Here is a 23,194-nt window from a genome sequence, read left to right as displayed (position 1 = left end):
CCTCCCGTGAAGAAGAGTGCCCGCGCGCTCGCGGCCCTGCTGGTGGCCGGCCTGTCCCTGACCGCCTGTAGCTCCGGCGACTCCACCTCCGGCTCCGGCGGCTCCTCCGACGCCGCCCCCGGTGCCCAGGCGCTCGACCAGGCCTCGGGCGTCACCGGCGTCGAGTTCTGGCACTCGATGACGGGGAAGAACGCCGAGGTCCTCACCGGGCTGGTCAGCCAGTTCAACGCCGCCCACCAGGGCAAGATCGAGGTCAAGGCGCAGTTCCAGGGCAAGTACGACGACCTGGTCGCCAAGTACAAGGCCGCGGTGCAGCAGAAGGGCACCCCCGCTCTGGTTCAGGTCTACGACATCGGCACCCGGTTCATGATCGACTCCAAGCAGACCGTCCCGGCCCAGGCCTTCGCCGACAAGGACGGCTTCGCCCTCGACGACCTCGACCCGAACATCCGCAACTACTACTCCGTCGGCGGCAAGCTCGTCTCGATGCCGTTCAACTCCTCCATGCCGCTGCTCTACCTCAACGCCGACGCCTTCAAGGAGGCCGGTCTCGACCCGGCCCAGCCGCCCAAGGACCTCGCCGAACTCGGCGAGCTGGCGAAGAAGCTGACCAAGAAGGACGCCGACGGCAAGACCGTCCGCTACGGCTTCGGCGCGGCCATCTACGGCTGGTTCGTCGAGCAGCTGCTCGCCGAGTCCGGCACCATGTACTGCGACCAGGACAACGGCCGCACCAACAAGGCCGGCAAGGCCGTCTTCGACTCCGCCCAGGGCGCGCAGATCGTCCAGTGGTGGGCCGACCTCGTCAAGGGCGGCTACGCGGCCAACACCGGCCGCAACACCGACGACGCCCAGGCCGCGTTCAAGGCCGGCACCGTCGCCATGCACCTGGAGTCCACCGGCGTGCTGCGCGGCTACACCGAGGCCGCCAAGTTCGCCGTCGGCACCGCGGCCTTCCCCAAGGTCGCCGCCGCCGACCAGGGCGGCCCGGTCATCGGCGGCGCCTCGCTGTGGATCAGCGGCCCCGGCCACTCCGACGCCGAGAAGCGCGCCGCCTGGGAGTTCGAGAAGTTCGTCACCGCCCCCGAGCAGCAGGCCGCCTGGCACACCGGCACCGGCTACTTCCCGGTCAACCGCAAGTCCCTGGACGACCCCAAGGACAAGGAGTGGGTGGCCAAGTACCCGCAGTTCCAGACGGCCATCGAGCAGCTCAAGGCCACCAAGCCCTCCCCGGCCACCGCCGGCTGCCTGCTCGGCGTGATGCCGCAGGCCCGCAAGGGCGTCGAGACGGCCATCGAGCAGACCATCGCCGGCTCCAAGACCGCCCAGCAGGCCCTGGCCGACGCGGCCAAGGAGCTCCAGCCCGCCATCGACAGCTACAACAGCTCCGTGAGCTGACCACCTCCCTGCCCCACGGTCACCGGCCCGACTCACGGCCACCGGCCCGCCCCCACGACGGCCCGCCCGGCGCAGCACGCGCCCGGCGGGCCGCCGCCGTTCGGGACCATCGTCGGGGACGGCCGGTCGGGGCTCAGCCGTCGGCGTCCGCCCCGGGGATCTCCGAGAAGAGGAAGATCCCGGCCAGGATGAGCGCGGCCCCCACGTACTGCCAGACGTCGATGCGCTCGCCCAGGAGCGCCACGGCGAAGGCGAGTCCGAACACCGGGATGATGTTGAGCAGGACGCCCGCCGTGGTGACCGGGGTCCGCGTCACGGCGTAGTTGTACATCAGGAACGCGCCGGCCAGCCCGCCGCCGCAGACGCCGGCCGCGACGATCCAGTGCAGCGGGCGGGCGCCGCCGGTGACCAGGCTGCCACTGATGACCCACTGGCCCACGAACAGCGGCAGGGAGAACAGCAGGCCGAAGCCGAACTGGTAGGCCGTGGTGACCAGCGGATCGGTCTCCCTGACGACGCGTCCGGTGATGATGGTGGCCGCCGCGGCGGCGAACGTCCCGGCCAGCACCAGGAGATCCCCCACGCCGAGCCCCAGCAGGGCGTGGCTCCCGCCCAGCGCGGCGACGCCGACCGCACCCAGCACGACGCCGCCGACACCGCGCGGCGTGGGTGCCCGGCGGCTGATCACCGCGGCCAGCGCGACGACGAAGCACGCCTCGGAGCCGCGGAGGATCGACGCCTGGGTGGCGTCGATCCGCGCCATCCCCAGTCCGATGGCCCCGTACCCCACCATCGGCTCGAACAGCCCGAGGAGGGCGAGGCGCTTCAACTGGTCGCGCGACGGGCGCCGGTGGCCGCCCCGGTACAGGAGGACGGCCCACGGCAGGGCGGCGGCGGTGAACAGGGAGACGGCGAGCACCGTCATGACGGGAAGTCCCCGGATGGAGTACTTCTCCGCGGTGGTCCACAGGCCCCAGATCGCCGAGGCCCCGATCAGCGTCAGCGTCCCTCCCGGGTGGCGGACGGCGTTGCCGAGCACGCCGGTGCCGGAGCCCCGGGGCGGGGGCGGCAGGGTGGGGTTCGGCCGGCGAGGGGTGGGTTCGGAGACCATGGGCCGGTGGTTCCCTTCGGCGGGGGTGGTCAGTCCTCGGTGCTCTTGGGCGGGTAGGTGTGCGTGATGCCCCACGGGTCGGTCACGGTCCCGTTCCCGTTCAGGTAGGTCGGGCCGATGGGCACCTTGCCGTGGCCGCCGGGGATGTCGAGCACGTAGGTGGGCTGGCACAGGCCCGAGACGCGGCCGCGCAGGCTGCGGGCGAGCGCCTGCCCCTCCTTGATGGTGGTGCGGAAGTGGCTGGTGCCCACGGCGAGGTCGCCGTGGTGGAGGTAGTAGGGCTTGACCCGGTTGACGATCAGGGTGCGGAACAGGTCCTCCAGCGCCTCGGGGTTGTCGTTGACCCCCTTGAGCAGCACCGTCTGGCTGACCAGCGGGATCCCGGAGCCGGCCAGCAGCCGCAGCGCGCGCCGCGCGCCGTCGCCGATCTCCTGGCTGTGGTTGGTGTGCACGACGACCCAGACCGGAGTGTCCATGGTGAGGGCTTCGACCAGGTCCTCGGTCACCCGGTCCGGGTCCACCACGGGCACGCGGGTGTGGAAGCGGATCACCTTGACGTGTTCGATCCCGTCGAGCGCCCTGAGGATCGGCCGCAGGCGGTCGGGCGACATGATGAACGGGTCGCCACCGGTGAAGATCACCTCCCAGATCTCCGGGTGGGAGCGGATGTAGTCCAGCGCGGCGGCGAGTTGGGACTCCTTCAGCATCGAGTCGCCGGGGCCGACCACCTCCCGGCGGAAGCAGAACCGGCAGTACACCGGGCACACCAGGACGGGCTTGAGCAGCACGCGGTCCGGGTAGCGGTGGGTGACGCCCTTCACCGGGGTGAAGGGATCGTCGCCGATGGGGTCCTCCCGCTCCTCCGGCAGGGAGGTCAACTCGTCTTCGGTGGGCACGAACTGGCGGGCGACCGGGTCGTCCAGCTCGACGATGCGGCTGCGCATCGCCGGTGTGATGCTCAATGCGTACCGTTTGGCGACATCGGTGATCGCCGCGACCTGATCCTCCTGGATCAGGTGCTGTGCGAGCAGTTCCTTGGGAGTGCGGATCGGGCGCGAACCAGCCATGGGTTCAACTCCTGGAGAGAAACCGAATGGGGATCGTTCAGCGACCGGGCACGGAGGTGCCCGGGGAGAATCCGGGAACGCACGTCGGCGGACAGTGGAATTCCGGGGGCGATAGCGCCGCGAGGCTGCGAGGGTGCGGATCCGGAGGGCGATCCGGCGGCGAAACCCAGTCGGGACAGGTCCGTTTGTCCCTCGACTGAAGGCCGACAATCAAGGACGCTACCCTCGGTGGTCTGAACGCGTCAAGGATCGTCTGTGGCGGTGTCCGGGGCCTCGGGTCATCGAATGGTGATGATCGATTCCGGCCCCGGCAAAAGGCCGTTAAGCCGTTAAGTCGGTAAGGCGTTAAAGCGTTAAGGCGTCACGCCGAGAGGGCTTCGCCGTCCTCCGGGAGCGCGCACACGGCCGCCAGCTCGTCCAGCGACAGATCCAGCGCGAACGCCAGCGCGGCGATGGTGAAGAACGACGGCGTCGGTGCCCGTCCGGTCTCGATCTTGCGCAACGTCTCCGCCGAGACGCCGGCCACCGCCGCCACCTCGACCATGCTGCGCGCGCCGCGCGCCTCGCGCAGCAGTGCCCCGAAGCGCTCCCCGCGCTCGCGCTCCCACGGGGTCAGTGGAGTCCTCACCATGCCGTCGATACTAGGCCCTCCCTCCGGGGTCGCGTCGTGCTCCCGCGAGGTCGCGCCGTGCGCCCCGCCCCGGTGCTCCCGTCCTGCCGCGCGGCCGCTCCGCCTTCGACCGTGATACAAATACCGGTATAAGAATTGGATTGAGGGGAGACGACCCACCATGGTCGAAATCAAGTCGGACACCGCCCTGGACGCGATGCGCGAAGCCGGGCGGGTGGTGGCGGACGCGCTGGCCGCCGTGCAGGGCGCGGCGGCCGTGGGCGTCAGCCTGCTGGAGTTGGACGAGGTGGCGCGCGGCGTGCTGCGGGCGGCCGGGGCCACCTCGCCGTTCCTCGGCTACCGGCCGTCCTTCGCGCCCGTGCCGTTCCCGGCCGTCATCTGCGCCTCGGTGAACGACGCCGTCGTGCACGGCATCCCGGGCGGCTACCGGCTGCGCGACGGCGACCTGGTGAGCATCGACTGCGGCGCCCTCCTGGACGGCTGGGCCGGGGACTCCGCCGTCAGCTTCACCGTCGGCGCCGCCCGGCCCGAGGACGCGGCACTGATCGACACCACCCGGCGCGCCCTGGAAGCCGGGATCGCCGCCGCCGTGGTCGGCAACCGGATCGGCGACATCGCGCACGCCATCGGCAAGGTCGCCCGCGCCGGACGCTACGGCCTGCTCGAAGGCTTCGGCGGGCACGGCATCGGGCGGAGCATGCACGAGGACCCGCATGTGCCCAACGAGGGCCGCCCGGGCCGGGGTTACCCGCTGCGCCCCGGCCTGGTGCTGGCGCTGGAGCCGATGCTGACGGCGGGCGGCCGGGGCGACTACCACACCGATCCGGACGGCTGGACGCTGCGCACCGCGGACGGCAGCCGTGCCGCGCACATCGAGCACACCGTCGCCATCACCGAGGACGGCCCGCGCGTCCTGACCCTCCGGTAGCCGGAGCGCGGTGGGCTGATGGTCGGCGACGACCGGACCTGTGACGGCGGGGCGGCCGCCCTCGGCTGCGCCTTCCACCCGGTGGACCATCTGCCGGTCGAGCAGCGCCCGGCCGCCCTGACGCCGCTGCTCGACCTGCCGCCCTGACCGCCGCCGGCGGCCTCGCTCCCGGCCGCGTGAGCCGCCGTGTGCGCCGGCCTCCGAGCCGGATCCGCCGGGAGATTTGACGCACCGTCAAGTACGGTCGGGATTGCGGGGGTTTACCCCACCCCCGGTCGGCCCGCTGCCCGGATGGGCCCAAGCCCCCGTGCCCGGAAGACTTCCGGGCATGCCGAACCTCAACCACACCCTCGCCGTGGTCACCGCGGCCGCCGCGCTCTCCGTCACCGCCCTCGCCGCCCACCCCGCCGCCGCGGCCGGCTCGGACCGCCTCACCTGGACGGCCTGCCCGGGCCAGGCCGATCCCCGCCAGCAGTGCGCCACCGTCACCGTGCCGCTCGACTACGCGGACCCGGACGGCGAGCGGATCACCATCGCCGTCTCCCGGATCGCGGCCGCCAAGCCCGGTCTGCGCCGTGGTGTGCTGCTGACCGTCCCGGGCGGGCCGGGCGGCTCCGGTGTGGACGTCCCGAGCGGCGCGGTGAAGCGCCTGCCGCAGTCCGTCCTCGACCGCTACGACCTGGTCGGCTTCGATCCGCGCGGCGTGGGCCGCTCCACCCCGGTCAGCTGCGGTCTGGAGCACGCCGATCTCGCGATGGTGAAGCTGCGCCCGTGGCCGGCCGCGGACGGCTCGATCGACGACAACCTGGCCACCGCCCGCCGGGTCGCCGAGGCCTGTGCCCGCAACGGCGGCCCGGTGCTGCGCAGCATCTCCACCCGGAACGAGGCCCGGGACGTCGACCGGATCCGGGAGGCCCTCGGCGAGCGCCGGCTCTCCGCCTGGGGCACCTCGTACGGCACGTACGCGGGGGCGGTGTACGCCACCATGTTCCCCGGGCGCACCGACCGGATCGTGCTGGACAGCAACGACGACCCGGACCCGTCGCGGGTGGGGCGCGGCTGGCTCGCCGCCTTCGGCCGGGGCGCCGAGGACCGCTTCCCGGACTTCGCCGCGTGGGCTTCGGCGCCGGGCAACCCGGACCGGGTCGCGGACACCCCGGACGAGGTCCGCCCGCTGTTCCTGGACCTCGCCGCCCGCCTGGACGCCGCGCCACTGCCCTGGCCCGGCGCCAACCCTGCGGAGCTGAGCGGCAACGTGCTGCGCGAGACGATGCTGGAGAGCCTGTACGCGGACGCCAAGTTCCCCGACCTGGCCCGGCTGATGTTGGCCGGCCTCGGCCGTCGGCCGCTGCCCGCCCCGGTGCTGCCGCCGGACGAGGCGGTGCAGAACACCATCGCGGTGTCGGTCGGCACCCTCTGCAACGACGTCGGCTGGCCCGCCGATCCGGCCGGCTACGTCCGGGACGTGGCCGCCGAGCGCGCCGCCCGTCCGCTCACCGCGGGCATGCCGGTGAACGTGATGCCGTGCGCCTTCGGGCCGTTCGCGCCGGGCGAGCCGCCGGTGCGGGTGACCGGCCGGGGCCCGGCGAACATCCTGCTGGCGCAGAACCTGCGGGATCCGGCCACCCCGTACGCGGGTGCGCTCAAGCTCCGTGCGGCGCTGGGTGATCGGGCCCGGATGGTGACGGTGGACTCCGGCGGCCACGACGTCTACCGGGCCAACGGGAACGCCTGCGGCGACGCGGCGGTGACGGACTTCCTGGTCACCGGTCGTCGCCCGGCCGGGGACGTGTCCTGCCCGGCAGGCTGAGCAGGGGCGGGCCGGCCGACCGGCGGACGGCGGGATCAACAGGCCGTAGGCGAACGGTCCTTGTCCGAACCCGGGCGCCCGTCCGACCGGCTGGAATGAGCCGAATCTGTGGCGGATTTGTGACAAAGCTTCGCCAGCACCCTGCCCTGGCACGGTATTCGCGGCCGTAGTGTTCCAGTTATGTCACCGAAGAGCCGCATACCTGCCCCGGACGCGGGCGACACCTGGGTGCCGCGCCCGCGGCGCCGTGAGACCCCGATCGGATTCCTGGGTCACACGGTCACGTTCCTCGGCTGCTGCACTCTCGGCGGTGTACTGCTGGCCGGCCTCATCCTTCCCGCGGCGGGCGCCGTCGGGCTCGGGGCCAAGAGCAGCGCCGAGGGCTTCGAGAGCATCCCCGACGACTTCAAGGCGCCGGCGCTGACGCAGGCCACCCAGGTCTTCGACGCCAAGGGCGGCCTGATCGCCAAGGTCTACGAGCGGGACCGCACGGTGATACCCGCCGAGCAGATGTCACCGCTGGTGCGCCAGGCGCAGGTCGACATCGAGGACGCCCGCTTCTACGAGCACGGCGCCGTCGACCTCAAGGGCATCCTGCGGGCGATCACCAAGAACGCGGAGAGCGGCGCCGCCGTCCAGGGCGCGTCGACGCTCACCCAGCAGTACGTGAAGAACGTCAACGTGGAGAAGGCCGGCGACGACCCGGTGGCCGTCCTGGAGGCGCAGCGCAAGACGCTCGGCCGCAAGATCCAGGAACTCCGGTACGCCATCAAGCTGGAGGAGGATCTGACGAAGGATCAGATCCTCACCAACTACCTGAACATCACCTTCTACGGCCATCAGGCGTACGGCATACAGGCGGCCGCCCAGCGCTACTTCAGCAAGGACGCGAAGGACCTCGCCCTCCCCGAGGCGGCCATGCTGGCCGGGCTGGTGCAGAACCCGTCCCAGTACGACCCGAAGCTGCACCCGGTGGCCGCGCAGAAGCGCCGGGACACCGTCATCGACAAGATGGTCGAGAACAAGCACATCACCGCGGACCAGGCCAAGGAGGCCAAGGCCGCACCGCTGGGCCTGAAGTACCAGGACCCGCAGAACGGCTGCATCACCGCCCAGGCCGGCATGGGCTTCTTCTGCGACTACGTGCGCCACGTGGTCAAGCAGGACCCGGTGTTCGGCAAGAGCGCCGCCGAGCGCAAGAAGCTGTGGGACACCGGCGGCCTCAACATCTACACCACGCTGGACCCGGAGAAGCAGGCCGCCGCCCAGAACGCCGTCTCCGAGCAGGTGTACGTCACCGACCCGGTCTCGGCGGCGATGACGATGGTCGAGCCCGGCACCGGCAAGATCCTGGCGATGGCGCAGACCCGCCCCTACGGTCTGGCGAAGGAGAAGAACCAGACCGTCGTCAACTACAACGTGGACGCGGCGATGGGCGGCGGCATCGGCTTCCAGCCCGGCTCCAACTTCAAGCCGATCGTGGCCGCCGCCGCCCTGGAGGCCGGCCTGCCGCCCACCCAGCGGTACGACTCGCCCAACCGGATGGACTGGCCGACGACGAGGACCTGCGACGGCACCTGGAAGAACCCGAACAAGGGGAAGAAGGAGGGCAGCATCCCGAACGAGAGCCCGCGCGAGGTCGGCCCGTACGAGCTCAAGGAGGCGATGGCCCTCTCGGTGAACACCTACTTCGTGCAGATGGAGCAGGAGATCGGCCTCTGTGCGGTCAAGCAGATGGCCGACAAGCTGGGCGTCACCGGCAAGGCCGACGGCAAGCCGCTGGAAGAGGTCCCCGCCCTCGGCCTCGGCACCCAGGAGGTGAGCCCGTTGACGATGGCGAACGTGTACGCGAGCTTCGCCGCCCGCGGCACCTACTGCGCGCCGCTGGCGATCAACAAGATCTCCACGGTGGACGGCAAGGACGTCCCGGTGAGCCCGGCCAAGTGCACCGAGGCGATGTCCACGGACACCGCCGACGTGATCAACAGCGTGCTGCTCGGGGTGACGGAGAAGGGCACCGCCAAGGAGCTCAGGCTGGACGACCGCCGGCAGATCGCGGCCAAGACCGGGACGACGGACGAGAAGAAGTCGGCCTGGTTCACCGGCTACACCGGCAACCTGGCCGGCTCGGTCTGGCTGGGCAGCCCGGGCACCAAGGTGCCGATGAAGAACATCCGGATCGGCGGCCACTACCAGCAGGAGGTCTTCGGCGCGACCGGCCCGGGCCCGATCTGGGAGCAGGCGATGAGCGACGCCGTCCGGAACATGCCGGAGAAGGACTTCCCGACGGTCTACATCCCGGACCCGCCCAAGCGCGACCCGAACTGCGCCACCCCCAGCGGCTCGCCGACCGGCACCTGCGGGAGCGGCTCGGGCAAGCAGCGCCCGAGCAGCCCCGGCACCCCGAGCAGCCCCGGCAACCCGAGCACCCCGGGCAATCCGGGCGGCACGAACGGTCCGCTCAACCCGAACAGTCCGGTCGGCCGCTCCGCGCCGTCCGCGCCGTCCGCGCCGTCCGGGCAGTCCACCCCGTTGGCCCCCTCCGTGCCGGCCGACCCCGGCGACAACCAGGACCAGTGAGCCGCCCGGTCCCGCCTGGGTACCCGTACTCAGGCGGGGCCGCGGACCGGCGGCGGACGATGGGTGCCATGCCGCACAGCATCCTCGGTGTCCCCGCCGTGTTCTGGCCCTCGATCGGCTACCTGGCCGGGTACCTGGTGATCGGGCTCGCCGCCGCCCGCGAACTGCGCGCGGGCACCGGCGTGGCCAACGCGGTCCGGCAGTGGACCGCCGCCGTCTGGACGTTGCCCGGCTTCCTGCCGGCGATGGTCGTCAACCCGTTCCCGGACGGCAGTGCGGCCCGCTTCCTGTCGGCCACCGCCGTGGGCGCGGCGGGCAACGCGGCGCTGCTCGCCCTGCTCGCCCACGCGGTGGGGCTGCCGTAGCGCGGACGCTACCGTGCCTCGACCGGCTCGCCGGTGTCCTGGTCCAGGTTGAAGACCCGCCGGTAGGAGTCGGTGACCACGGTGATCTGGTCCCGGCCGGTCCAACTCGCCTCCACCAGCCGGGCGTCGTCCGGTGCCCGGCCGATCTGGGCCAGTGACCAGCGCCGCCCGGACCAGCCCGCGCCGACCTCCAGCAGCACCTGCCAGTCGTCGTTGTCCTTCGGCGCGGTGGCGTACGAACGGTGCACCACGACCAGGGCCAGCTCCGGGCGGGCCGGGGCGGTCTCCCGGCTGCGCGTCTCGGCCGCCGAGACCTTGTGCGCGGCCAGCACGCCGAGCAGGAACACCACCCCGGCCGTCACCGTGACCGCCCGGGTGGCCGTCCGTACGGCGGTGCGCCGGTCGCCCAGCCAGGCGGCGGCGATCAGCGCGGCCAGCGCCGCGCCGAGCAGCAACTCGGGCCGGTTGAGCAGGTCGGCGACCAGCATCAGCCCGCCCGAGCGGCTCTCCCACTGCCCCTCGGTGTAGAGCAGCACGGCGGCCGCCCCGCCCGCCAGCAGCAGCCGGACCAGGACGCGCCTGGCCTTCGGCATCCGGTTCCTCATCGTCCCCCCGTCCGATGCGTCACAGCTCCGCGAGCAGCTTGCGGCCCTCCGGCCAGTCGCCCAGCCCGGAGTCCGAGTTGAGGTGTCCGTACGCGCCCGGCTCGACGTACCGGGCGCCCCACGCGCCGGCGAACAGCCGGGCCCGCTCGGGGCTGACCCACGGGTCGTCGGTGCTGGCGACGACCACGGCCGGGAACGGGAACGGCGCCAGGGCCACCGGCCGGAAGCCGGTCAGCTGCGGGACTTCGGCGGTGTCGATGTCCGCGGGGGCGACCAGCAGCGCACCGCGCACCGCGGCGGTCCGCCCGGCGGGCGCGGCGGCCACCCAGCGGGCCACCGTGACGCAGCCGAGGCTGTGGGCGACCAGCACCACCGGCCCGTCGGCGGCGGCCTCGGCCACCGCCGCGTCCACCCGGGCGATCCAGTCGCTCTGGTCGGGGTGGTCCCAGTCCGCCTGCTGGACCCGGCGGAAGGCGTCCGGTTCGGTGGCCTCCCAGCGGGTCTGCCAGTGCTCCGGGCCCGAGTTCTGGTAGCCGGGCAGGACGAGGTGGGTGGTGCGGTCCGGCATGGGCTCCTCCGGTGTGCGGTCGTGGCGGGCAGCAGGAGTCTAGGATGCGGGCAGCCGCGGCCCGCAGCCGGGCGGTGACCCGGCGCGCACGGCCCTCGGCAGGCGCGTACGCCCGGTGACGCGCCGCAGTACGCCCGGTGCGCCCTGTTGCCAACGGCACGGCCGGTGCGGGAGGTTGGTCCGGGCCCGCGGCCGGTGGCCACCGGCCGGGGCCCACGCCGTGTCGGACGCTCGACCATGTGGAGGGATGTCGGCGATGACATCGAAGATCCTGCTCGTCACCGGGGACGCCGCCGAGTCGCTGGAGGTGTTCTACCCGTACCAGCGGCTGCGCGAGGAGGGCTACCAGGTCGACATCGCCGCCCCGACCAGGAAGCGACTCCAGTTCGTCGTCCACGACTTCGTCGACGGCTACGACACCTACACCGAGAAGCCCGGCTACACCTGGCCCGCCGACCTCGCCTTCGCCGACGTCGACCCGGCCGACTACGTCGCGCTGGTCATCCCCGGCGGCCGCGCCCCCGAGTACCTGCGCAACGATCCGGACGTGCAGCGGATCGTCCAGCACTTCTTCGCCGGCGACAAGCCGGTCGCACAGATCTGCCACGGCCCGCTGATCACCGCCGCCGCCGGGGTGCTGTCCGGCCGCCGCAGCTCCGCCTACCCGGCGCTGGCGCCGGACGTGAAGGCGGCGGGCGCCGAATTCGTCGACGGCGAGGCGGTGGTGGACGGCGTGGTCGTCTCGGCCCGCGCCTGGCCCGACCACCCGGCGTGGCTGCGCGCGTTCATCGAGATCCTGCGCACCAAGGCGCCGGCCTCCTGACCCGCTCGCCCCGGCCCGTCGCGCCCCCGACCCGTCTCGGGGGCGCGACTCCGGGAACCCGTCAGGGTCACGCCCCTCCCCAGGTAGCAGACGCGCCGCCCCGGAGGCTGACGACCACCCCGCAGTCGCCCTGCCATGGTGTCAAAGACCGTGGCAGCGGCGGAGGTTGACAGCCCTGCCGGCCGGACCAGGGAGGACGCCATGACCACCGACCCAGCCGCCACCACCCGGCGCCGCCGACGCGGGCCGGCCCTGCGCGCCGCCGTCGCGGCCCTCGCGGGCGCGGGCCTGATCGCCGCGCTCGCCCCGGCCGCCGCCGCCCAGGACGCGGCCCGTCCGGCGAGTGCCACCGACCGCAGCGCCGACTGGACGGCCCTCGACACCGCCCTCGCCGACCTGACCGCGAAGAACGTCGCCACCTCCTCCCTCGCCGCCGTGCGGGAGAACGGCCGGCTCGTCCACCGCGCCGCCGGCGGCGTCGCCCGGCTCGGCGCCGACACCCCCGCCGACCCCGCGGGCCGCTTCCGGATCGGCAGCACCACCAAGACCTTCGTGGCCACCGTGCTGCTCCAACTCGTCGGCGAGGGACGGCTGGGACTGGACGACCGCCTGGAGAGCCTGCTGCCCGGCGCGGTGCCGAACAGCGCGGACATCACCGTCCGCGAACTCCTCAACCACACCAGCGGCGTCGCCGACTACACCCAGGACCCGGCCTTCAACTCCTACGACCAGAACTGGCTCGACACCGGCCGCTACACGTCGTACAGCCCGCAGGACCAGGTGGACATCGCCGACAAGTACCCGCCCGCCTTCCGCCCCGGCCAGGACTGGCAGTACTCCAACACCAACTACGCCCTGGTCGCGCTGATCATCGAACGCCTCACCGGCCACGGCTGGAACGAGGAGGTGGAACGCCGGATCATCCGCCCGCTCGGCCTGACGGCCACCTCGATGCCGCTCTACTCCCCGGTCATCCCCGGCCCGCACGCCCACGCCTACCTCAAGCTCGACAGCGGCCCGGCCGACGTCACCTCGCTCGACCCCTCCATGGCCGGCCCCTCCGGCGCGGGCATCTCCACCACCACGGACCTGACGACGTTCATCCGCGCCCTGCTCGGCGGCCGGCTGCTGCGCCCCGCCGAACTCGCCGAGATGCAGAAGACCACCGCCCACGGCGGGGGCCAGGCCTACGGGCTCGGCCTCCAGCGGGTGGACACCCCGTGCGGTGCGTTCTGGGGCCACGCCGGCGGGATCCCCGGCTACAGCACGATGATGCTCGGCTCGCTCGACGGGAAGCGCCAGTTCGCCAACAGCACGACCTTCTACGACGCCCCGGATCCGGCCGCGGCCCTCGCCGCCTGGCAGCGGGCGGTGAACGCCGGCGTGTGCGGCGGGCAGGGGTAGGACGGGTGCTGCGGATCGGACCGCCCCCTACGCTGTCCGGCGACAGGAACGGCCGACCGTCACCAGGAGGACGAGACATGGCAGAGCCGCTGATCGCCGCAGTCGGGGGCAAGGTGCCCACCGTCGACCCGGGCGCCTTCCTCGCACCGAACGCCGTCGTGGTCGGGGACGTGACGATCGGCCCCGGCGCGGGCGTCTGGTACGGGGCGGTGCTGCGCGGCGACGCCGAGTCCATCACCGTGGGCCGGGACAGCAACATCCAGGACAACTGCACCCTGCACGCCGACCCCGGCTTCCCGCTGGTGATCGGCGAGCGGATCTCGGTCGGGCACAACGCGGTGCTGCACGGCTGCGTGGTCGAGGACGACGCCCTGGTCGGGATGAACGCCACCGTGCTCAACGGCGCCCGGATCGGCGCCGGTTCGCTGGTCGCGGCGGGCGCGGTGGTGCCGCAGGGCATGCGGGTGCCGCCCGGCTCGCTGGTCGCCGGGGTCCCGGCCAAGGTCCGCCGCGAGCTGACCGAGGACGAGAAGGCCGGCATCAAGGCCAACGGCGAGGGCTACCTGTTGCTGGCCGCCGCCCACCGCGAGCTCGAACCCCTGGCGCAGCCCCAGGCCAAGATCCAGCCCCAGCCCTAACCCTGGACGCCGACCGGAGCCGCCGCGGCCGGAGCCGTCGCGGCCGGAGCCGTCGCGGCGGGCACGGGCCGGCGCCGGTCGGCCGCCCAGGCGAGCACCGCGATCAGCGCGCCCGAAGCGGCCAGGCCTGCGCCCACCAGGGTCGGCGCCGTCCAGCCGAACCCGGCGTCCAGGGCCAGCCCGCCGAAGTAGGCGCCCTGCGCGTTGGCCAGGTTGAACGCGCCCTGCACCGTCGCCGAGGCCAGCGTCGGCGCGCTGCGCGCCTTCTGCAGGACCAGCGTCTGCACCGCCGGCACGATCGCGAAGCCGAACAGCCCGATCAGCACCACCGTGACGGCGGCCGACCAGCGGGCGTGCGCGGTCACCGCGAACAGCGCCAGGGTGGCGGCCAGCAGCACGAAGGCGGCACAGACCGTCGGGCGAAGTGCCCGGTCGGCCGCGAACCCGCCGATCACGTTGCCGATCGTCATCCCCACCCCGAACAGCGCCAGCACCAGTGTCACCGAGCCGGTGGCGTACCCGGACACCTCGGTGAGCAGCGGCGCGATGTAGCTGTAGCAGGCGAAGAAGCCGCCGCAGCCGAACACCACGGTGGCCAGCGCCAGCCACAGCTGCCCGTCGCGGAAGGCCCGCAGCTCGTGCCGCAGCCCGGCCTGCCCGGGGGAGGGCAGCGACGGCACCAGCCGGGCGATGGCGAGCGTCCCGGCGGCGGCGATCAGGACGACCACCAGCATGGTCGCCCGCCAGCCCAGGTGCTGGCCCAGCAGCGTGGCGGCCGGCACGCCGACGATGTTGGCGATGGTCAGGCCGGAGAACATCACGGCCACCGCCCGGGCCCGGCGGTCCGGGGCCACCAGTTCGGCCGCGGCCACCGCGCCGGCCCCGAAGAACGCGCCGTGCGGCAGTCCGGTGATCAGCCGGGCGGCGGCCAGCGTCCAGAAGTCCGGCGCCAGCGCGCACAGCAGGTTGCCGGTGGCGAACAGCCCGGCGAGCGCCACCAGCACCGCCTTGCGCGGCCGGCCGGAGGCGAGCGCCGTGAGCAGCGGGGCGCCGATGACCACGCCCAGCGCGTACGCGGAGATCAGCCAGCCGGCCTGCGGGATGGAGACGTGCAGATCGTCGGCGACCTGGGGGAGCAGCCCCATGGCGGCGAATTCGGTGGTGCCGATGGCGAACGCGGTGACGGCCAGCGCGAGCAGCGCGAGAGGCAAGGGGGTGACTCCGGGGTGACGCCCGCGGACGGGTTGGCGCGGCGGGACGGGGGGATTCGTTCGTCCGGCATCCTAATCCGGTCGGATGACGCCGCCGTGAGGTGCGTGTGACGGGAGGGGGTCGCCAGTACGGCGTCCACGCGCGAGACTGGGTGCATGTGCCGCAACATCAAGACGTTGCGCCCGCCGGTGACGCTCGACGCCGACGAGGACGACTTCCGCGCCGCCGCGCTGCAGTACGTCCGCAAGGTGTCCGGGTTCCGCGCCCCGGCGGCGCACAACCGCGAGGCCTTCGACCGGGCCGTGGACGCGGTCGCCGAGGCCACCGCCCGGCTGCTCACCGAGCTGGAGGTCCGCGGCGCGCCCGCCCGGGCCGCCGGGGCCACCGCGTAGGCCGACCGCCGTCCGGCGGGTCCGCCGACCGCGGCCACGCATCGGGACCAGGAGATCGGGACAATCGGGACAGGAGATGGAGATGACCCCCGCGAACCGTTACGTGCTCACCTTCCCCGGCACCCCCGGCACCCAGGCCCCGCAGGACGTCGTCGTGGTCGTCCGCACCAGCGCGACGGGCCCGGGCGGACACCCGGTGTACGAGGACGCCAGCGGCATCGTCCGTGCCGAGATCAGCGACGCCGGCGAGGTCCGGATGCTCGCCAGCGGCGGCCACCAGTCCCCGCACCTGCCGGTCCACGCCGAGCCGCTGCCCTGACCGCTGCCCCGGCTGTTGCCCTGACCGGCCGGCATCCGCCGACGATTTCCGCGAACCCCCCGGGTGCCGTCCGCCCCTGGGGCAGAATCGGCCGCATGACCACAGCGCGCTGGCAGGGCACCGTCGTCGCCGAGAGCGACGAGACCGTCGTCGTCGAGGGCAACCACTACTTTCCGGTCGAATCCGTCCGGACCGAATTCCTGCGTCCGTCCGACACCACCACCGTCTGCGGCTGGAAGGGCACCGCCGGTTACTACACGCTGGAAGTGGACGGGTGGACCAACCCCGACGCGGCCTGGTACTACGCCGACCCGAAGCCGGAGGCCGAGGAGATCCGCGGCCGGGTGGCGTTCTGGCGCGGGGTCGAGATCACCGGGTAGGGCGTACCCCGGGAGCGGAGGGGGTACCGGACATCTATGGCAGTCTTCCGTAAACCCGGACGTTCCAGGCCTGACCCCGAGCCCGCTCCCACCCCCGCCGCCGTGCCCGACGCCGGCTTGGCCGGCGAGCTCGCCGAACTGGTCGAGCAGGCCGAGCAGCCCGAGGGCGAGTGGCGGATCGCCGAGTACCGGGCTGGCCGTGGCCGCGGCCGGGCCCTGGTGGCGAACGCGGCCCACCTGCTCGGCCGGGGCGGCCGGGTCGCCGCCAAGGGTGCCGTGTTCGGCGGCCGCGCCCTCACCGAGCAACTGGTGCGGGCCGCGCCGCGGATCCCGGTGCGCGACCTCGCCACGCTGCGCGCCCAGCACCCCGGAGCGGCCGACCCGGAGGCGCTGGCCGACCTGCTGGTCACCGGCGCGGCCCGGGCCTCCGGCGCGCTCGGCGCCGGCGTGGGCGCGGCGGCGATGCTGCCGGTGCCGCCCGCGATGCCGGTGGAGATCGCGGCGGAGACGCTCGCCGTCGCGGCCTTGGAGATCAAGCTGATCGCCGAACTGCACGAGGTCTACGGCGCCCGGGCGCCGGGCGGTGTCACCCAGCGGGCCGGGGCCTACCTGGGCGCCTGGGCCAACCGCCGGGGGATCGACGCGAGGCTGCTGTCCCGGCCGGCCGGGTTCGCCGCCCTGGCGCTCGGGGCGGAGGTGCGCCAGCAGGTCAGCCGCCGGCTCACCCGCAGCTCGCTGCGCCGCCTGCCGTCGCTCACCCCGCTGCTGGTCGGCGCCGGCATCGGCGCCACCGTCAACCGGCGCGACACCCGTCGGTTGGCCGTCGAGGTCCGCGCGGACCTGCGTGCGCGTCCCCCGGTCGACCGCGCCTACTGGGCCGCCGCGGCGCCGGCGGTGCGGGGCGAGGTCGTCCCGGGGGACTGAACAGCTAGGGCCTGTCCGGCGGGGCCGGGGCGGCCGCGCCCCGGCCGGCCTTGACGCCGTTCACCATCGCCTGGTGTATCGCCCGCGCGGTGGTCTCGTCCGCCGCCGGGACGGGGCTGCCGGTCACCGTGTACCAGTCCAAGGCGCCGGTGTACTGGACGGTGAGCCGGGCCTCGCCGTCCACCCAGGTGGTGTGCACGGTGAGGTCGCCGGAGATGGGGCCGATCTCGGTGGTGGTGACCCCGCCGGGTCCGCTGATGATCGACTGCGTGGTCCAGGTCGCCCACGACGTGCGCGGGTCGACGGGCGGTCGGGCCTGCCTGCCGTTTTGATCGTGTTCGGTCATGCGCTTATCCTCCCCCGCCGGTGAGTCGCTGCCCGGGCAGCGACACCTGCGGTCGCGAAGACCGCCCGGTCCCACCGGGCGGTCGGGTGCTCACAGCTGTTCAGCGGTCCGGACCGGACTCCTCCAGGGTGGGCTCGCCCTCCGCCTGGGAGGTGTCCTGCGCGTGCAGGTTCTGCATCGAGGTGATGCCCTCTTCGGGATCCGCGGCGCGGACGTCCTCGTCACGGTCCGTGCTCATCCCGGCCCGTTCGCTCATGTCGGTCATGGCGGGCTCCGTCTCCTCGGCCGGTCCGGGCGCGCTCCGAGCCGGGGTGCGGCAGGGCCGGGTCTGTCTCTCACCCCCCAGCCTGCCCCCGCCCCGGCCCCGGGGCCAGCCGAACGGGCTAGGGCGGGTCTGACAATTCCCGCCGGGCGCGCGTTGCCAGACACGACGCCCTGGTCGCCGGCCGGCCCCGCCCTCCGTCCGACGGCCGTCACCAGGTGACGGGCAGCGACCGCATTCCGTAGATGAACGCCTCCGAGCGGAACTTCCGGCCCTCCCCGGTGGCCGCCGGCCGCAGGCCGGGCAGCCGCCGGAACAGGGTGGCCAGGGCGATCTGGAGCTCGGCGCGGGCGAGCGGCTGCCCGAGGCACTGGTGCACGCCGAAGCCGAAGGCCATGTGCCGCCGGGCGTCCCGGTCGAGGTCGAGCTGGTCGGCCGGCCGCAGGTCGGCGCCGCCGAACATCTCCTCGTCCTGGTTGGCGGTGGAGATCAGCGCGATCACGCCCTCCCCGGCCCTGATCACGGTGCCGCCCAGCTCGACGTCCTCCAGCGCGACCCGGGGCAGGCCGTGGTCCACGATGGTCAGGTGGCGCAGCAGTTCCTCGACGGCGCCGGGCAGCGCGGCCGGGTCGGCCAGCCTGGCGATCTGCTCGGGCTGGTCGAGGAGCAGGGCGGTGGAGAGCGAGATCATGTTCGCGGTCGTCTCGTGCCCGGCTATCAGCAGCAGGATGCCGGTCGTGGCGACCTCGCCCGGCGTGAGGTCGTCCCGGACGGCGAGCCGGCTGAGGATGTCATCGCCCGGCTCCTCCCGCTTGCGGGCGGCCAGGCCGCCGAGGTACTCGCGCAGTTCGTCCGAGGCGGCCTGGACCTCCTCGGCCGAGCTGTGCTTGTTGAGCAGGGTCCGGCTGAGGCCCTGGAAGCGGTCCCGGTCCTCGTACGGGACGCCGAGCAGCAGGCAGATCACCAGCGAGGGGACGGGCAGCGCGAAGTCGGCGACCAGGTCGGCCTCGGTCCGGCCGTCGGTCATCCGGTCGAGCGCCTCGTCGACGATCTGCTGGATGCCGGGGCGCATCGCCTCGACCCGCTTGACCAGGAAGTCGCCGGTGACCATCCGGCGCTGCCGGGCGTGCTCGGGGTCGTCGAGCCGCAGGAAGCTCGGGTTGGCGAGGAGGGCTTCCCGGCGGCCGGGCACCAGCATCGGGAACCCCTGGTGGCGGGCGTCCGCGCTGAACCGGCGGTCGGACAGGATGGTGCGGACCTCGGCGTAGCCGGTGGCCAGCCAGCAGGACTCGCCGTCGGGCAGGGCGGCGCGGGTGATGGGCGCCGTCGCGGCGGCCTCGGTGTAGGCGGGCGGCGGGCTGAACGGACAGCCGGCGTCGCGCGGGGCGGGCATCGGGAAGGTCCGGGCGGTGGGTGTGCTCGTCAAGGTGGGGTCTCCTTGCGTCGCAATGTCCTCGGGTGGGTGGGGTGGCGCCGGGGCCGACGGTTCGCGCGACGGCGGCCGGGAGCGGCGGTCGTCACGGTGGCCGGGGTCGGCGCGGGCGGGGGACCGTCGGGAGCCGGCGGGAGCGTCAGCCGGCGTCCTCGGCGGAGTCCTCCTCGGTGACGGTGATCGCGCCGCCCGGGCAGAGCTCGGCGGCGAGCCTCAGCACGGCGAACTGCGGGGGCTTGAACTCGGTCTGACGGAGGACCACCAGACTGTCCTGCTCGTCCTGGTCGAAGATCTCCGGAGCGTTCAGGACGCACATCCCGGAGCTGCAGCAGCGGTCCCGGTCGACGCTCACCTTCATGGTCGAGCACCTCTCGCCAGTGCGGCGCCGGGCGTCCGGCGGCCGCCTCTCGTTGTCATTGCCAACCTAACCGTCACCCTTGCGTCCACGGAGGGGCGATGCGGGGATCGTCCAGAATGGCCGATTCGGGTCGGAGCCGGTCCAGCGTCGCCGCAAAGGGGGTTTGAAATTGACGTTACTCCGCCAAAGGACGGCTCACAGCCCCTCGGCGGCGGCAATCTCCCGGACGGTGGCGACGGTGTCGGCCTCGGCGGCGCTCTTGTCCGGCCGGTAGCGCACCACCCGGGCGAACCGCAGGGCCAGCCCCGCCGGGTAGCGGGGGCTGCGCTGGAGACCGTCGAAGGCGATCTCGACGACCAGCTCCGGCCGGACCCGCACCGTCCAGTCGTCCCGCCCGCTCTCGCGGGCGAGGAGTTCGGCGGTCTGCCAGGCGAGCGTCTCGTCGGTGAGGCCCTTGAAGGTCTTGCCGAGCATCACCCACGGGCCCAGCCCGGGCTCGCCCGCCGCCCGGGCGCCCAGGTGCAGATTGCTGAGGAGGCCGCGCCGCCGGCCGCTGCCCCACTCGGCGGCCAGCACCACCAGGTCCAGGGTGTGCCGGGGCTTCACCTTGATCCAGCCGGCGCCGCGCCGCCCGGCCGCGTACCCGGCCGCCGGGTCCTTGACCAGGACGCCCTCGTGACCGCGGGCCAGGGTCTCGCGGAAGAACGCCAGTGCCCGCTCGCCGTCCCCGGTCTCGGTGCGGGGCACCCGCAGGCCCTCCGGCACCGCCTCGTCCAGCGCCGCCCACCGCTCCCGGCCGGGGCGGTCCACCAGGTCCTCGCCGTCCCGGTGCAGCAGGTCGAAGAAGAAGGCGCTGAGCGGGACTTCGGTGCGCAGCCGCTCCGGATCCCGCCGGGAGGCGGTGCGCGCGGCGGTCTCCTGGAACGGGCGCGGCCGCCCGTCGGGCCCGAGCACGATCGCCTCGCCGTCCAGCACCGCCGAGCGCAGCGGCAGCGCGAGCGCCGCCTCGGCCACCTCGGGGACGCGCGTGGTGATGTCGTCCAGGCCGCGGGTGAACACCGCGACCTCCGCGCCGTCCCGGTGCACCTGCACCCGGACGCCGTCCAGCTTCCACTCCAGGGCGGCCGGGCCGGTGCGCTCCAGCGCCGAGGCCACGTCGGGCGCGGAGGCGGCCAGCATCGGCCGCACCGCCCGGCCCACCTCCAGCCGGAACGCGGCCAGCGCGGGCGCCCCGCCGGTCAGCGCCGCCTCCGCCACCGCCCGGGCGGAGCCGCGGAACATCAGCGCCCGGCGCACCGCCGCCGCGGGCACCCCGGCCGCCTGGGCGACGGCGTCGCCGACCAGCGCGTCCAGCGCGCCCTGGCGCAGCTCGCCGACCAGCACCGCGCGCAGGAACGCCTGCTCGACCTCGGTCGCCCGGGCGAACAGCCCGGCCAGCAGCCGCCGCCGCTCGGCCTGCGCGCCGGGCCCGTGCACCCCGGCGATCCGCTCCAGCTCCCGTTCGGTCTCCCGGACGTCGAGCGAGGCCTCGGCGGCGGGCGGCGGCAGGTCGCGCAGGCCCGCCGGGCCGACGCCGGTGCGCAGCCGCCGCGACTCGCCCGACAGCAGGCCCACGGCCGCCGGGGCCTCGGCCGGGCCCAGCGCGCGCAGGCAGTCCGCGAGCAGCGCCGTCTTGGCCCGCCGTCCGGGCTCGGCGGCGACGGCGCGGGACGTCTGGGCCAGGTGCCGCAGCCGCATGGCGCTCCTCGGGTGGTGCGTGGCCGGGCGTCCAGGATCGGCCACCCGACCGGCCACCGCACGGCGGGCGGTGCGCCCGTACCGCGCCGGAGTGGAGTGCGCGGGCGGCCGGTCTTGGCCGTGGTGGAGCTCGGCGCGGAGCCGACGGCCCGTCATGCTGGCGCCACACCGCGGCCCGGCGACCCCGGGGCCCGCCCGCCCGATCGAGGGAGACCGAGTTGACCACCACGACCCGCTGGAGCGTCGGCGCGCCGGAGCGCGCCGACTACCCCGCCTGGCGCGAACTCTTCCGCGGCTACTGCGCGTTCTACCGGCTGCCGATGCCGGAGGAGAAGGCCGAACTGGTCTGGTCCTGGCTCCACGACCCGGACCACGAACTGGAGGGCCTGCTGGTCCGCGACGGCGACGGCACGCCGGTCGGACTCGCTCACTACCGCCCGTTCGCCCGCCCCCTGCACGGCGCGGTCGGAGGCTTCCTCGACGACCTGTTCGTCGCGCCCGAGGTGCGCGGTGGCGGTGCGGTGGACCAGCTGCTGGCCCGGCTGCGGGCGATCGCCGCCGAGCGCGGCTGGAACACCGTCCGCTGGATCACCGCCGACGACAACCACCGCGCCCGCAGCAAGTACGACCAGGTCGCCACCCGGACCATGTTCGTCACCTACGACATGGCCCCGGACGCCCCGTGACCCGCGGCCGGGCGGCCTGAGGGCGTGCCTCGGGAACGGGCCCCGGGCCCGGCCGCGGCCGGGCCCGCGGCCCTGCCGCCGGACATTCGTTCGGACTTTCTGTTATCGGGGCGTCGCCGGGCGGTCTCCCAGGTGTCGGCACCCGACCCGCCGACCCGGACAGAAAGCGTGGGCACGTGAACAGCGACGACAGGACGACCATCCTCCCGGCGAACGGTGCCGAGAGCGGTGCACGGAGCGGAGCCTCCGGCCGGCCCGGCGGCCGCGCCGCGCGCCGGGCCGCCCAGCGGCACACGGAACGCCCCGGAGGCCGGGCCCGCCGGGCCGGACGGCGCGGTCCGGTCGGCCCGGTCGCCGCCGTCGCCGCCGCCGTGGCCGGCACCGGACTGCTCGCCGCCCTGGTCGGCGCCGGCTACGCGGCCTACGGTGGCAAGCAGGCCGACCGGGACGCCACCGGCCAGGCGCTGGCGGCGGACGCCGCCCTGATAGCAGCCGAGGCCGGCACCCACGACGGCATCCAGGTCCCCGGCGCCGGGGGAGCGGGCCCCGACGTCGCCGCGCCGCCGGTCACCCCGGCCGCCACCGACCCGGCACCGGCCCCGACCAGTGCCGTCACGACCACCCCCGCCGCCCCGGCGTCCCCGACGGCCCCGGCGACCGCGACGCCGACCCGGACGGCCACCGGGAGGCCGAGCCCGAGCACGCCCGTGACCGCTCCCGCTGCCGCCAAGCCCACCGGCACCCCGGCCGCCGCGCAGCGCACCGGTGCCCCCGCCCCCACGAGCGCCTCGGCGCCCACCCCGGTCGGCGGCGGCGCCGCGCCCTCCTCCGCCCAGCAGGTCGTCGACCTGGTCAACGTCGAACGCGCCAAGGCCGGCTGCGGCCCGGTCAGCGCCGAGCCCCGGCTGGCCGGCGCCGCCCAGTCGCACAGCGACGACATGGCGGACCGCAACTACTTCGACCACGCCAGCCCCGACGGCGACCACGCCGACCACCGCATCGAGGTGACCGGCTACCGCTGGAGCACCTGGGGCGAGAACATCGCCCGCGGCCAGAAGGACCCGGCCGCGGTGATGGATTCCTGGATGAACAGCCCCGGTCACCGTGCGAACATCCTGAACTGCGCGTTCAAGCAGCTCGGGGTCGGTGTGCGGACCGGTTCCGGCGGCCCCTGGTGGACCCAGGTCTTCGCCGCCCCGGCCTGACCGGCCCTCCGGC

The 23,194-nt window shown here is 74.0% G+C and carries 25 protein-coding genes and 1 pseudogene; 15 read left to right on the top strand and 11 right to left on the bottom strand.

Annotation, left to right across the window (positions count from 1 at the left end):
• Window positions 1–6: 6 nt before the first annotated feature.
• Window positions 7–1,398: an ABC transporter substrate-binding protein gene (locus ACIO9K_RS13040; protein WP_400329279.1), complete on the top strand. Its 1,392-nt coding sequence runs from the start codon at window positions 7–9 to the stop codon at window positions 1,396–1,398.
• A gap of 133 nt (window positions 1,399–1,531) precedes the next feature.
• Here the strand turns inward: ACIO9K_RS13040 and ACIO9K_RS13035 are convergent, their stop codons facing one another.
• From ACIO9K_RS13035 to ACIO9K_RS13025, 3 genes are all read right to left on the bottom strand, one after another.
• Window positions 1,532–2,509, bottom strand: coding sequence for a DMT family transporter (locus ACIO9K_RS13035; protein ID WP_363621920.1), 978 nt, complete (start codon window positions 2,507–2,509; stop codon window positions 1,532–1,534).
• Window positions 2,510–2,538: 29 nt separating this feature from the next.
• Complete coding sequence (locus ACIO9K_RS13030; protein ID WP_400329276.1) at window positions 2,539–3,576, bottom strand: lysine-2,3-aminomutase-like protein; 1,038 nt, start codon at window positions 3,574–3,576, stop codon at window positions 2,539–2,541.
• 361 nt (window positions 3,577–3,937) lie between these two features.
• Window positions 3,938–4,207, bottom strand: a complete 270-nt coding sequence (locus ACIO9K_RS13025) for a helix-turn-helix domain-containing protein (protein WP_063346085.1) — start codon at window positions 4,205–4,207, stop codon at window positions 3,938–3,940.
• 160 nt (window positions 4,208–4,367) lie between these two features.
• Between ACIO9K_RS13025 and map the strand changes: the two genes are divergently transcribed.
• The 5 genes and pseudogenes from map to ACIO9K_RS13000 all read left to right on the top strand — a co-directional run bounded on the left by map (window position 4,368) and on the right by ACIO9K_RS13000 (window position 9,890).
• Window positions 4,368–5,135: a type I methionyl aminopeptidase gene (map, locus tag ACIO9K_RS13020; RefSeq protein WP_400329273.1), complete on the top strand. Its 768-nt coding sequence runs from the start codon at window positions 4,368–4,370 to the stop codon at window positions 5,133–5,135.
• A 15-nt stretch (window positions 5,136–5,150) separates the two neighbouring features.
• Window positions 5,151–5,282 (top strand): annotated as a pseudogene (locus tag ACIO9K_RS13015) (hydrolase); the annotation flags it as partial.
• A gap of 181 nt (window positions 5,283–5,463) precedes the next feature.
• Window positions 5,464–6,945 carry an alpha/beta hydrolase gene (locus ACIO9K_RS13010; RefSeq protein WP_363621913.1) on the top strand — a complete coding sequence of 494 codons (1,482 nt, stop codon included), beginning with the start codon at window positions 5,464–5,466 and terminating at the stop codon, window positions 6,943–6,945.
• Window positions 6,946–7,125: 180 nt separating this feature from the next.
• Window positions 7,126–9,525, top strand: a complete 2,400-nt coding sequence (locus ACIO9K_RS13005) for a transglycosylase domain-containing protein (protein ID WP_400329269.1) — start codon at window positions 7,126–7,128, stop codon at window positions 9,523–9,525.
• Between the two features lie 68 nt (window positions 9,526–9,593).
• On the top strand, window positions 9,594–9,890 hold the full coding sequence (locus ACIO9K_RS13000) for a hypothetical protein (protein WP_400329266.1): 297 nt from the start codon (window positions 9,594–9,596) through the stop codon (window positions 9,888–9,890).
• Between the two features lie 8 nt (window positions 9,891–9,898).
• On the opposite strand, the gene ACIO9K_RS12995 is transcribed toward ACIO9K_RS13000, so the two are convergent.
• Together ACIO9K_RS12995 and ACIO9K_RS12990 are read right to left on the bottom strand one after the other, a co-directional pair.
• Window positions 9,899–10,483, bottom strand: a complete 585-nt coding sequence (locus tag ACIO9K_RS12995; RefSeq protein WP_350886005.1) for a hypothetical protein — start codon at window positions 10,481–10,483, stop codon at window positions 9,899–9,901.
• Between the two features lie 31 nt (window positions 10,484–10,514).
• A complete protein-coding gene (locus ACIO9K_RS12990) occupies window positions 10,515–11,063 on the bottom strand; it encodes an RBBP9/YdeN family alpha/beta hydrolase (protein ID WP_400329263.1) in 549 nt (182 codons plus the stop codon).
• A gap of 256 nt (window positions 11,064–11,319) precedes the next feature.
• Here ACIO9K_RS12990 and ACIO9K_RS12985 point away from each other — a divergent pair, with 256 nt between their 5' ends.
• From ACIO9K_RS12985 to ACIO9K_RS12975, 3 genes are all read left to right on the top strand, one after another.
• Window positions 11,320–11,886: a DJ-1/PfpI family protein gene (locus ACIO9K_RS12985; RefSeq protein WP_063346079.1), complete on the top strand. Its 567-nt coding sequence runs from the start codon at window positions 11,320–11,322 to the stop codon at window positions 11,884–11,886.
• A 201-nt stretch (window positions 11,887–12,087) separates the two neighbouring features.
• Window positions 12,088–13,290, top strand: coding sequence for a serine hydrolase domain-containing protein (locus tag ACIO9K_RS12980; protein ID WP_400329260.1), 1,203 nt, complete (start codon window positions 12,088–12,090; stop codon window positions 13,288–13,290).
• A 77-nt stretch (window positions 13,291–13,367) separates the two neighbouring features.
• Window positions 13,368–13,928: a gamma carbonic anhydrase family protein gene (locus ACIO9K_RS12975; RefSeq protein WP_363621903.1), complete on the top strand. Its 561-nt coding sequence runs from the start codon at window positions 13,368–13,370 to the stop codon at window positions 13,926–13,928.
• Here ACIO9K_RS12975 and ACIO9K_RS12970 read toward each other — a convergent pair.
• Complete coding sequence (locus ACIO9K_RS12970) at window positions 13,925–15,139, bottom strand: MFS transporter (RefSeq protein ID WP_400329257.1); 1,215 nt, start codon at window positions 15,137–15,139, stop codon at window positions 13,925–13,927. The two genes, ACIO9K_RS12975 and ACIO9K_RS12970, sit on opposite strands and share 4 nt — an antisense overlap.
• 156 nt (window positions 15,140–15,295) lie before the next feature.
• Here ACIO9K_RS12970 and ACIO9K_RS12965 point away from each other — a divergent pair, with 156 nt between their 5' ends.
• The 4 genes from ACIO9K_RS12965 (at window position 15,296) to ACIO9K_RS12950 (ending at window position 17,155) form a co-directional block, all read left to right on the top strand.
• A complete protein-coding gene (locus tag ACIO9K_RS12965; protein ID WP_063346075.1) occupies window positions 15,296–15,532 on the top strand; it encodes a DUF2277 domain-containing protein in 237 nt (78 codons plus the stop codon).
• 82 nt (window positions 15,533–15,614) lie between these two features.
• Window positions 15,615–15,851 (top strand): DUF6296 family protein, encoded by a 237-nt coding sequence (locus ACIO9K_RS12960; RefSeq protein WP_350886018.1) that lies wholly within the window; start codon window positions 15,615–15,617, stop codon window positions 15,849–15,851.
• A gap of 95 nt (window positions 15,852–15,946) precedes the next feature.
• On the top strand, window positions 15,947–16,231 hold the full coding sequence (locus tag ACIO9K_RS12955; protein WP_400329252.1) for a DUF427 domain-containing protein: 285 nt from the start codon (window positions 15,947–15,949) through the stop codon (window positions 16,229–16,231).
• Between the two features lie 102 nt (window positions 16,232–16,333).
• Window positions 16,334–17,155, top strand: a complete 822-nt coding sequence (locus tag ACIO9K_RS12950; RefSeq protein WP_363621900.1) for a hypothetical protein — start codon at window positions 16,334–16,336, stop codon at window positions 17,153–17,155.
• A 4-nt stretch (window positions 17,156–17,159) separates the two neighbouring features.
• Here the strand turns inward: ACIO9K_RS12950 and ACIO9K_RS12945 are convergent, their stop codons facing one another.
• The 5 genes from ACIO9K_RS12945 to ACIO9K_RS12925 all read right to left on the bottom strand — a co-directional run bounded on the left by ACIO9K_RS12945 (window position 17,160) and on the right by ACIO9K_RS12925 (window position 21,290).
• Window positions 17,160–17,501: a hypothetical protein gene (locus ACIO9K_RS12945; protein WP_363587318.1), complete on the bottom strand. Its 342-nt coding sequence runs from the start codon at window positions 17,499–17,501 to the stop codon at window positions 17,160–17,162.
• Window positions 17,502–17,601: 100 nt separating this feature from the next.
• A complete protein-coding gene (locus tag ACIO9K_RS12940; RefSeq protein ID WP_363621898.1) occupies window positions 17,602–17,766 on the bottom strand; it encodes a hypothetical protein in 165 nt (54 codons plus the stop codon).
• A gap of 208 nt (window positions 17,767–17,974) precedes the next feature.
• A complete protein-coding gene (locus ACIO9K_RS12935; RefSeq protein ID WP_400329247.1) occupies window positions 17,975–19,189 on the bottom strand; it encodes a cytochrome P450 in 1,215 nt (404 codons plus the stop codon).
• 145 nt (window positions 19,190–19,334) lie between these two features.
• The gene (locus tag ACIO9K_RS12930) at window positions 19,335–19,553 is read right to left on the bottom strand and encodes a ferredoxin (RefSeq protein ID WP_363587319.1); all 219 of its coding nucleotides are present in this window, start codon (window positions 19,551–19,553) and stop codon (window positions 19,335–19,337) included.
• A 195-nt stretch (window positions 19,554–19,748) separates the two neighbouring features.
• A complete protein-coding gene (locus tag ACIO9K_RS12925; protein ID WP_400329244.1) occupies window positions 19,749–21,290 on the bottom strand; it encodes an ATP-dependent DNA ligase in 1,542 nt (513 codons plus the stop codon).
• 218 nt (window positions 21,291–21,508) lie between these two features.
• On the opposite strand from ACIO9K_RS12925, the gene ACIO9K_RS12920 reads away from it, so the two are divergent.
• Together ACIO9K_RS12920 and ACIO9K_RS12915 are read left to right on the top strand one after the other, a co-directional pair.
• On the top strand, window positions 21,509–21,976 hold the full coding sequence (locus ACIO9K_RS12920; protein ID WP_400329241.1) for a GNAT family N-acetyltransferase: 468 nt from the start codon (window positions 21,509–21,511) through the stop codon (window positions 21,974–21,976).
• 176 nt (window positions 21,977–22,152) lie between these two features.
• On the top strand, window positions 22,153–23,181 hold the full coding sequence (locus tag ACIO9K_RS12915; protein ID WP_400329238.1) for a CAP domain-containing protein: 1,029 nt from the start codon (window positions 22,153–22,155) through the stop codon (window positions 23,179–23,181).
• Window positions 23,182–23,194 lie beyond the last annotated feature (13 nt).

The sequence above is a fragment of the Kitasatospora sp. NPDC087271 genome (assembly GCF_044744605.1).
In the GTDB taxonomy this organism is placed as follows: domain Bacteria; phylum Actinomycetota; class Actinomycetes; order Streptomycetales; family Streptomycetaceae; genus Kitasatospora.
Note: the sequence above shows the minus strand (reverse complement) of the source record. Positions and strands in the feature narration are given on the sequence as shown.

Bases quoted from the DNA above. Each gene is read 5' to 3' on its own strand.
- ACIO9K_RS12965 (WP_063346075.1), top strand. From the start codon at position 15,296: ATGTGCCGCAACATCAAGACGTTGCGCCCGCCGGTGACGCTCGACGCC.
- ACIO9K_RS12925 (WP_400329244.1), bottom strand. From the start codon at position 21,290: ATGCGGCTGCGGCACCTGGCCCAGACGTCCCGCGCCGTCGCCGCCGAG.
- ACIO9K_RS13010 (WP_363621913.1), top strand. From the start codon at position 5,464: ATGCCGAACCTCAACCACACCCTCGCCGTGGTCACCGCGGCCGCCGCG.
- ACIO9K_RS12975 (WP_363621903.1), top strand. From the start codon at position 13,368: ATGGCAGAGCCGCTGATCGCCGCAGTCGGGGGCAAGGTGCCCACCGTC.
- ACIO9K_RS12985 (WP_063346079.1), top strand. From the start codon at position 11,320: ATGACATCGAAGATCCTGCTCGTCACCGGGGACGCCGCCGAGTCGCTG.
- ACIO9K_RS12940 (WP_363621898.1), bottom strand. From the start codon at position 17,766: ATGACCGACATGAGCGAACGGGCCGGGATGAGCACGGACCGTGACGAG.
- ACIO9K_RS13025 (WP_063346085.1), bottom strand. From the start codon at position 4,207: ATGGTGAGGACTCCACTGACCCCGTGGGAGCGCGAGCGCGGGGAGCGC.
- ACIO9K_RS12955 (WP_400329252.1), top strand. From the start codon at position 15,947: ATGACCACAGCGCGCTGGCAGGGCACCGTCGTCGCCGAGAGCGACGAG.
- map (WP_400329273.1), top strand. From the start codon at position 4,368: ATGGTCGAAATCAAGTCGGACACCGCCCTGGACGCGATGCGCGAAGCC.
- ACIO9K_RS13005 (WP_400329269.1), top strand. From the start codon at position 7,126: ATGTCACCGAAGAGCCGCATACCTGCCCCGGACGCGGGCGACACCTGG.
- ACIO9K_RS13000 (WP_400329266.1), top strand. From the start codon at position 9,594: ATGCCGCACAGCATCCTCGGTGTCCCCGCCGTGTTCTGGCCCTCGATC.
- ACIO9K_RS12930 (WP_363587319.1), bottom strand. From the start codon at position 19,553: ATGAAGGTGAGCGTCGACCGGGACCGCTGCTGCAGCTCCGGGATGTGC.
- ACIO9K_RS12980 (WP_400329260.1), top strand. From the start codon at position 12,088: ATGACCACCGACCCAGCCGCCACCACCCGGCGCCGCCGACGCGGGCCG.
- ACIO9K_RS13030 (WP_400329276.1), bottom strand. From the start codon at position 3,576: ATGGCTGGTTCGCGCCCGATCCGCACTCCCAAGGAACTGCTCGCACAG.
- ACIO9K_RS12995 (WP_350886005.1), bottom strand. From the start codon at position 10,483: ATGCCGAAGGCCAGGCGCGTCCTGGTCCGGCTGCTGCTGGCGGGCGGG.
- ACIO9K_RS12945 (WP_363587318.1), bottom strand. From the start codon at position 17,501: ATGACCGAACACGATCAAAACGGCAGGCAGGCCCGACCGCCCGTCGAC.
- ACIO9K_RS13035 (WP_363621920.1), bottom strand. From the start codon at position 2,509: ATGGTCTCCGAACCCACCCCTCGCCGGCCGAACCCCACCCTGCCGCCC.
- ACIO9K_RS12990 (WP_400329263.1), bottom strand. From the start codon at position 11,063: ATGCCGGACCGCACCACCCACCTCGTCCTGCCCGGCTACCAGAACTCG.
- ACIO9K_RS12960 (WP_350886018.1), top strand. From the start codon at position 15,615: ATGACCCCCGCGAACCGTTACGTGCTCACCTTCCCCGGCACCCCCGGC.